The organism is Bacteroidota bacterium (genome assembly GCA_034723125.1).
Lineage (GTDB): Bacteria > Bacteroidota > Bacteroidia > CAILMK01 > JAAYUY01 > JAYEOP01.
The window spans coordinates 1-7,832 of record JAYEOP010000525.1 but is presented as its reverse complement, the minus strand read 5'-3'; the positions used below and the strand labels follow the sequence as shown (position 1 = coordinate 7,832).

The 7,832-nt window shown below is 32.2% G+C and carries 5 protein-coding genes; 3 read left to right on the top strand and 2 right to left on the bottom strand.

Annotated elements, in window-relative coordinates:
- The first annotated feature begins 428 nt into the window (after positions 1-428).
- From U9R42_13580 to U9R42_13570, 3 genes are all read left to right on the top strand, one after another.
- On the top strand, positions 429-704 hold the full coding sequence (locus U9R42_13580; protein ID MEA3497052.1) for a DUF485 domain-containing protein: 276 nt from the start codon (positions 429-431) through the stop codon (positions 702-704).
- A 3-nt stretch (positions 705-707) separates the two neighbouring features.
- Positions 708-2,591, top strand: coding sequence for a cation acetate symporter (locus U9R42_13575; protein ID MEA3497051.1), 1,884 nt, complete (start codon positions 708-710; stop codon positions 2,589-2,591).
- Positions 2,592-2,689: 98 nt separating this feature from the next.
- The gene (locus U9R42_13570) at positions 2,690-3,943 is read left to right on the top strand and encodes a hypothetical protein (GenBank protein ID MEA3497050.1); all 1,254 of its coding nucleotides are present in this window, start codon (positions 2,690-2,692) and stop codon (positions 3,941-3,943) included.
- A gap of 206 nt (positions 3,944-4,149) precedes the next feature.
- Here the strand turns inward: U9R42_13570 and U9R42_13565 are convergent, their stop codons facing one another.
- On the bottom strand, positions 4,150-6,414 hold the full coding sequence (locus U9R42_13565) for an aconitate hydratase (GenBank protein ID MEA3497049.1): 2,265 nt from the start codon (positions 6,412-6,414) through the stop codon (positions 4,150-4,152).
- A 12-nt stretch (positions 6,415-6,426) separates the two neighbouring features.
- The gene (locus U9R42_13560) at positions 6,427-7,404 is read right to left on the bottom strand and encodes an SIS domain-containing protein (protein MEA3497048.1); all 978 of its coding nucleotides are present in this window, start codon (positions 7,402-7,404) and stop codon (positions 6,427-6,429) included.
- Between the last annotated feature and the right edge of the window lie 428 nt (positions 7,405-7,832).

Below are 7,832 nucleotides of genomic sequence, written 5' to 3'. Positions count from 1 at the left end.
TTACTAAATAATATTCAAAGAGAAGGCATAGTATTAAGAACCTTAGACGAAAAACGTGATATTAGCGGACGTGTTTCCTTTAAAGCGATTAATCCCAAATTTCTTTTGAAATATGAGTAAGGATATTGTTATATAATCCATATTTTTCTTAGCTAATTAAAAAAAACAACTGCATTGCTTGTGCTTGTTGTTTTTTCATGGTAATTTTATTTGATTAATATTTTTTAACTTTTTAGAATAAGTTCAATTATAAATATTAAAAAAAAATATAAAAAAACATAAATTACTAAATATTTAATATATATTGCCAGCTTATTTTTTGTGTTGTAAAGCAATAATTACTTATTTTTATAGTAATGTGTTGTTAATATAATAACAGGACTTGAAATGATATTAAATATTTTATGTAAACTAAAAAAAATTATTTTATGGATCATGGACCAGCAGTAGAACTCGGTGTAGATCATGCATCGGGAAAAAAATCAAGGCTAGGAGTCTTGTTTTTTATTTTATACACAATTGTGTATGGAATTTTTGTAGCAATTGGAGTTACTAATTATGAAGCACTGGGAAAACCTGTTTTCGGAAATCAAAACCTTGCGGTTATTTATGGTTTCGGATTAATTGTTTTCGCAATTGTTCTTGGGCTGATTTACAATTGGCTTTGTACTAAATATGAAAACGAATTAAATAAGGAGGAATAAATTATGATATATGAATTTTCAATATTAGCAATTGTTCTATTTGTAATTTTTGTATTATTTGTACTAGGATTGTCCTTTTACTTTGGTTCAAAAACAAAAACATCCAGTAGTTATTTTGCTGCTGGTGGAACTATCCACTGGGGGGTAAATGGAGTTGCCTTTGCCGGTGATTATTTATCAGCGGCTTCATTTCTTGGTATTTGTGGGATGATTGCATTTGTAGGATATGATGGGTTTTTATATTCAATCGGTTATCTTGCAGGATGGGTTGTAGCTCTTTTCTTAGTTGCTGAGCCAATGAAGCGTTTGGGTAAATTTACTTTTACCGATGCTTTGGATTCAAAATTTAATTCAAAAGCGATTAAGCTTACAGCAGCAATCAGTACATTAATTGTATCAATGTTTTACCTCATTCCTCAAATGGTAGGAGCAGGTACATTGGTTGAACCCTTGTTAGGATTACCTCACTGGGTAGGTGTTGTAATTGTAGGTGCTATTGTAATTTTTATTGTAGCAACAGCCGGTATGACATCAACAACTTATGTTCAGTTTATTAAAGGTGGATTATTAATAATCTTTTCAACGATTTTAGCTTTTTATATTTTCAAAAATGGATTAACAACAACCCCTGATCATGCAGATCAAAAATATCATGAATTTATTACTCTTGCTGATAATGATATGCAGGGTTTTACCAAAATATCAACAATAGAATCGGGTGGAATAGTATTTGCCAAAATGGAAAAAGACGGAGTATTTCGTTGGTTTACAAAAAGAGATGGAAAATATTTAGAGGCTCTCTCTATAACACAACCAAAAGAGGGAGAAAAACTTTTTAATGGAGAAATAAAAGAAAAAGGTAAGTTTTTCCAGGTAGGGCACATGAATAAAATCATAATGGATGGAGAAGAAGTTGGATCAACTGGAAGATTACGTCCTCTTCAGTTTTTAAGTGTTATTAATTCAAGTGAGTTAGTACGATTTTTAAAGGTTAAAATTGTGGATGGGACAAATCACATAACTATTTTTCATCAAGTAATTACTCCAGGTAAAGAAATGTTGATTCCAGGACTTAAATTTAATATTGGGAAGGGTGCTACTTGGCTATCAAAATTAAACTTCATCTCTTTAATGCTTGCATTATTTTTAGGTACAGCATCATTACCGCATATTCTAATTCGTTACTATACTGTGCCTAGTCAAAAAGCTGCTAGAAAATCTACAATTTTGGCTATTACTGCCATTGGATTCTTCTATATATTGACATTATTTATGGGACTTGGTGCTGCAACAAATGGTGTTTTAAATATGGATGATGGAAATATGTCAGGACCATTGTTGGCAAAGGCATTTGGGGTCGGTTTGTTTGCTATTATATCGGCTATTGCATTTGCGACCATTCTTGGTACTGTTAGTGGTTTGATAGTAGCATCTTCTGGTGCTATTGCACATGACCTTATTGACCGTTATATGGGTAAAAAACTATCAGATAAAGCAAAAGTACGGGCTGGTAAAATTGCTGCATTTTCGGTTGGTTGTGTTGCAATTGTCCTTGGAATCATATTCCGTGGAATGAATGTTTCTTTCCTTGTAGGATGGGCTTTTGCAGTGGCAGCATCGGCAAACTTGCCCGCAATACTGATGCTTTTGTTCTGGAAGAAAACAACAGCCAAAGGAATTGCTTCATCAATAATTGTTGGGATTGTTACCGCTTTGGGTATAATTATTACAGGACCATCTATTAGTAAACAATTTTTTGGTACAGAAGGATTACACGGTCTTGATGCACCGGCAATTATTTCATTTACAGCAGCATTGCTTACATTAGTATTTGTTTCACTTGCAACTCAAAAGGATAACGAAAAACTATCTGAAAAAGTAGCATAAAATGAATTAAAATCAAAAAGTAAATACCCTGATTATTTCAGGGTATTTTGCTTTTTTAAATAGTAATATAATATAGATGTTTAATTAAATTAAAAAATATGAAAACAATAATTTATTTACTTCTAACAATTATGATGATTCCTATTATTGCTTCATCACAAGACAAAAAAGAAGAAAAAAAATATGGTATTTCCGTATCGGGTTTTGTAAAAAATGATTTTTTTTATGATACACGACAAACCGTTAATGCACGTGAAGGACATTTTTTATTGTGGCCCACAGCTAAAAAACTTGATATAAATGGAGTTGATTTAAATGACAATGCAAGTTTTAACTTTCTATCAATTCAAACAAGGTTAACAGGAAAAATTACAGGACCTGATGCTTTTGGTGCAAAAACCTCAGGCGTAATTGAAGGTGCTTTTTTCGGTCATAGCAATGCAGATATTAATGGTTTTAGGCTAAGACATGCATTTGTAAAACTTAATTGGGAAAACGCAGAACTATTAACAGGACAATATTGGCACCCATTGTTTGAAACAAGTTGTTTTCCGGGAGTGGTCTCTTTTAATACAGGAGCAGGTATTCAACCTTTTGCACGAAATCCTCAAATCAGATTTACTTATAAATTTGGAGATTTGCAAATGTACGCAGTAGCATATTCTGAAAGAGACTTTACATCTAGAGGTCCTGCAGGAACAAATAGTTCTTATATAAGAAATAGTGGAATGCCTTCTGAATTTGTTGGTTTTAGATATTCAAAAAAGAAAGAAGATGGGACAGGTTTTGTAGCTGGATTTGGTGGTGGAACTCTTACTATTCAACCTCAAACTGTTACAGGCTTAGGTTACAAAACAAATCAATTACTAAGAAGCATTAATTCCAATGTGTATTTTAGGTTAAACACAAAAGCTGTAACTCTAAAAATTGAAGGTGTTTATGGTGGAAACATGGCTAATATGCTTTTGTTTGGCGGTTATGCCATTAAAGATACTCTTAATTTTACAACAGGAGAAGTAGAATGGGAAGCAATCAATAATGTAGCTTTTTGGCTTGATGTTCATAGCAATGGTAAAAAAATTCAGGCAGGATTATTTGCCGGATATAATATGAATATGGGAACTTCTAATGAAGTTCTTGGCGGTTATCAAGGACTTGCAAATAGTATTAAAAGTGTTATGAGAATTTCTCCAAGAGTTATTTTTAACTCAGGTAAATTTCGTTTTGCAACAGAATTGGAATATACTATGGCTGAATATGGAGATAACACTTATGATAAATTTGCCATTCCTCAAAATACTTATAATGTTTCTAATCTAAGAGTATTATTTTCTACTTACTATTTTTTTTAGGATAAGGAATTTTTATAATGAATAACAAAAAAACCTCTTGATTTGATAATCAAGAGGTTTTTTAAAAATCATTGCTTTTATACCGAAAGGTTATCATGTAACAGAAAATAAATTTTCTTAACATGCTAATCCATCGGCATAATACTAGATTTTTTTAATTAAATTGATGGTGGTTTAGTATTAGTTTCTGTTGCTTTAGAGCAAAATTATGCATTCATTTTTCTGATAAGATTCAATGCACTTCCTGCTTTAAACCATTCTATTTGCGTTTCCCCATAAGTATGATTTACTTTGAATTCTTCTGTTTGTCCATCTTTATGAGTTAGTTTAATTGTTAGTTGATTTTCGGGTTTTAAATTTTCTACTCCAATAATATCCACAACATCTTCCTCCATTATTTTGTCATAATCATTAGGATTATCAAATGTAATAGCAAGCATTCCCTGCTTTTTGAGGTTTGTTTCATGAATACGTGCAAATGATTTTACTAAAACAGCTTTTATTCCAAGATGCCTTGGTTCCATGGCTGCGTGTTCTCTTGATGAGCCTTCACCATAGTTTTCATCACCTACGACAATTGAAGAAATGCCTTCTTTTTTGTAATGTCTTTGAACTTGAGGTACAGAGCCATATTCTCCTGTAAGTTGGTTTTTTATTGAGTCAATTTCTCCGTTAAAATCATTCATTGCTCCTGTAAGCAAGTTGTCAGAAATATTATCAAGATGCCCACGATACTTAAGCCATGGTCCTGCCATTGAAATATGGTCGGTTGTACATTTTCCTCTTGCTTTTATAAGCACCTTCAAATCTTTAATATCTTTACTATCCCATTTTGAAAATGGAGTAAGAAGTTGTAATCTTTTAGAATCAGGGTTAACATTTATTTCAATTTCGTTACCGTCTTTTGCAGGAGCTTGGAATCCGGCATCTTCAACAGAAAAGCCATTTGGAGGTAATTCTTCTCCTGTGGGTTCTTCTAATTTTACTAACTTTCCTTTTGTTGTTGTAAGCATATCAATCAAAGGATTGAATGTCATATTACCGGCAATAGCCATTGCTGTAACAAGCTCGGGTGAAGCAACAAAACTGTGAGTATTTGGATTACCGTCATTTCTTTTTGCAAAGTTTCTGTTAAAGGAGGTAATAATTGAATTTTTTTCTTTTTTATCTGCACCCTTTCTGTCCCATTGACCAATACAAGGTCCGCAAGCATTTGCAAGTACCTTTCCTCCAATTTGTTTAAAAATATCTATAAACCCGTCTCTTTCAATTGTGTGTCTTACTTGTTCGGAGCCGGGAGTTATTGTAAATTCGGCTTTTACTTTCAGGTCTTTGTCAATGGCTTGCTTTGCCAACGATGCCGACCTTGAAATATCTTCGTAAGATGAATTTGTACATGATCCAATCAAACCAACATCCATCTTTTTAGGCCAATTATTTTTCTTTACTTCTGAAGCAAATTTTGAAATTGGTATTGCATTATCAGGAGTAAAAGGTCCGTTAATGTGAGGCTCCAGTGTTGATAAGTTAATTTCAAAAACCTCATCAAAATATTTTTCAGGATTTTGATATACTTCAGCATCTCCTGTAAGATGATCTTTTATTTGGTCAGCTTCTAATGCTACTTCTTTTCTACCTGTTTGTTTTAGGTAAGAAGACATCCTTTCATCATATCCAAAAGTAGATGTTGTGGCACCAATTTCGGCACCCATGTTACAAATTGTTGCTTTTCCTGTGCATGAAATACTTTTAGCACCTTCTCCAAAATATTCAACAATAGCACCGGTTCCACCTTTTACCGTTAGTAATCCTGCTACTTTTAAAATTATATCTTTTGCCGAAACCCAACCGTTTAATTTTCCTCTTAGTTTTATTCCAATTTGTTTTGGCATTTTAAGTTCCCATGGCATTCCTGCCATAACATCAACAGCATCAGCACCACCAACACCAACGGCAAGCATTCCAAGTCCACCTGCATTTACTGTATGTGAATCTGTTCCTATCATCATACCTCCCGGAAATGCATAATTTTCTAAAACTACCTGATGTATTATTCCTGCACCGGGTTTCCAAAAACCTATTCCGTATTTATTGGAAACTGAGGATAAAAAATCATAAACTTCTGAATTTTGGTCAATTGCTATATCTAGGTCTTCTTTAGCTCCTACTTTTGCTTGTATCAAGTGGTCGCAATGAACTGTAGAAGGAACAGCAACTTTTTCTTTACCTGCCATCATAAATTGCAATAATGCCATTTGTGCCGTTGCATCTTGCATGGCTACACGGTCAGGGGAAAAATTTACATAATCTTTTCCTCTTTCAAAAGGAGTAGGTGGAAAATTAGAATGTAAATGTGTATAAAGAATCTTTTCCGTTAGAGTTAATGGTTTGTTTAATAATTTTTTTGCTTGTTTTACTTTCTTAGGAAACTGAGCATAAGTTTTTTTTATAATATTCAAATCAAAGAGCATAAGTATATTTTTTTATTTGTTTTTTAAAAATGATTTTAAATTATTGATATTTCCTATTTCATCGGATTTAACAGCTTTGGCATCAGAAATTAATAGACTTAGCCAGTCAAGTGTATAAATTATTTCATAAATTTCTTTTAGTGAATATCCACCAAAATCAATTTCATGAATTATCTGTTTATTATCTTTTAAAAGTTTTATTAGAAATTCAAATCTATTTGAAATTCGTACTTCTTGCTTACTGTCAATAAAAATAAATACTGAATCTAATTTACTGTAGTAAGATTCAATTACATTGTGATTAGCCTCAGGTAATTCATGTACAAATGCTTCACCTTTAGTGTTTTCTTGAATTTGTTGCATAAAGCGAGTACCTATAGGAATTGATGGCGGATCACAAATAATTACGAATTTTTTATTAACGGTTTTATTAATATTGAGAAAAATTTCCAAAGCTTTGTCAAGATAATTGTCAGTATTTTTTAGGTTAGAAACAAGACTTTTTAGATTGTTCCTCAAGTTTAAATTGAAAAGCTCGGAGAAAATTAGAATAAGAGTTGTTAGAGAATAGCCCAAAGCCATGCGTGGCTGAAATCCTTTTTCAGCAAAATAGGTTTGAATATTTGTTTCATTTGCAAGGTCTCCAATAATGCCACCTGTTGTAATTACAACTAATTTTGATTGCTTCTCAAGAGCATCCATGTACATTGCTAATGTTTCCTCAGTGTTTCCCGAATATGAATTTAAAATCACAAGTGATTCATCATTTACGTAATTAGGTAAATTATAATCGGAAATAACTTCAATTGGAATAGAAGAAATCTTTTGAAAAAAACTTTTTACAATTCTGCCTGCGATACCTGAGCCGCCTAAGCCACATAAAACAATGTTTTTATAATCCTCCTTATTAAGATTATGCCTAACATAACTATTTAAAACATAATCAATTTGCAAAGGAAATTTTTCGAGTGCATCTTTTTGATATTTCATAATATTTGGATAATTGCAATTAAAAATTGTTTTTTATGAAAAAAATATTTGTAAAACATTGCAATCCAATATAGAAAAAATATAATTGTCATAAAAATTCAGAGTGCAAAGTTACGATATTTATTATTAATTAAAAATAGCTATTAGTGTTAAATAACAAATTGTTTTTGCTAAATCGTCATAGAAAGTTGGGAAAAAATAGCAAGTTATTTGTTTAAACGCAGAGTCGCAGAAACGCAGAGAAAAAAAATAACAAAAAAAAAGTCAACCCTATTCAGGCAAGCACAGACTGGAGACTGCGGACTTCTTTATTCGAAAGCTCCAAGATACCGTCATTGCGAAGGAGGAACGACTGTGGCAATCTGATGAATAAAAGTAGGATGCTTTTTTTACTACCTCTGCTAAAAAGCCCGAGATTGTCGCGGTCG

Coding starts and splice junctions, on each gene's coding strand:
- U9R42_13565 (MEA3497049.1), bottom strand. CDS start 6,414: ATGCTCTTTGATTTGAATATTATAAAAAAAACTTATGCTCAGTTTCCT.
- U9R42_13570 (MEA3497050.1), top strand. CDS start 2,690: ATGAAAACAATAATTTATTTACTTCTAACAATTATGATGATTCCTATT.
- U9R42_13560 (MEA3497048.1), bottom strand. CDS start 7,404: ATGAAATATCAAAAAGATGCACTCGAAAAATTTCCTTTGCAAATTGAT.
- U9R42_13575 (MEA3497051.1), top strand. CDS start 708: ATGATATATGAATTTTCAATATTAGCAATTGTTCTATTTGTAATTTTT.
- U9R42_13580 (MEA3497052.1), top strand. CDS start 429: ATGGATCATGGACCAGCAGTAGAACTCGGTGTAGATCATGCATCGGGA.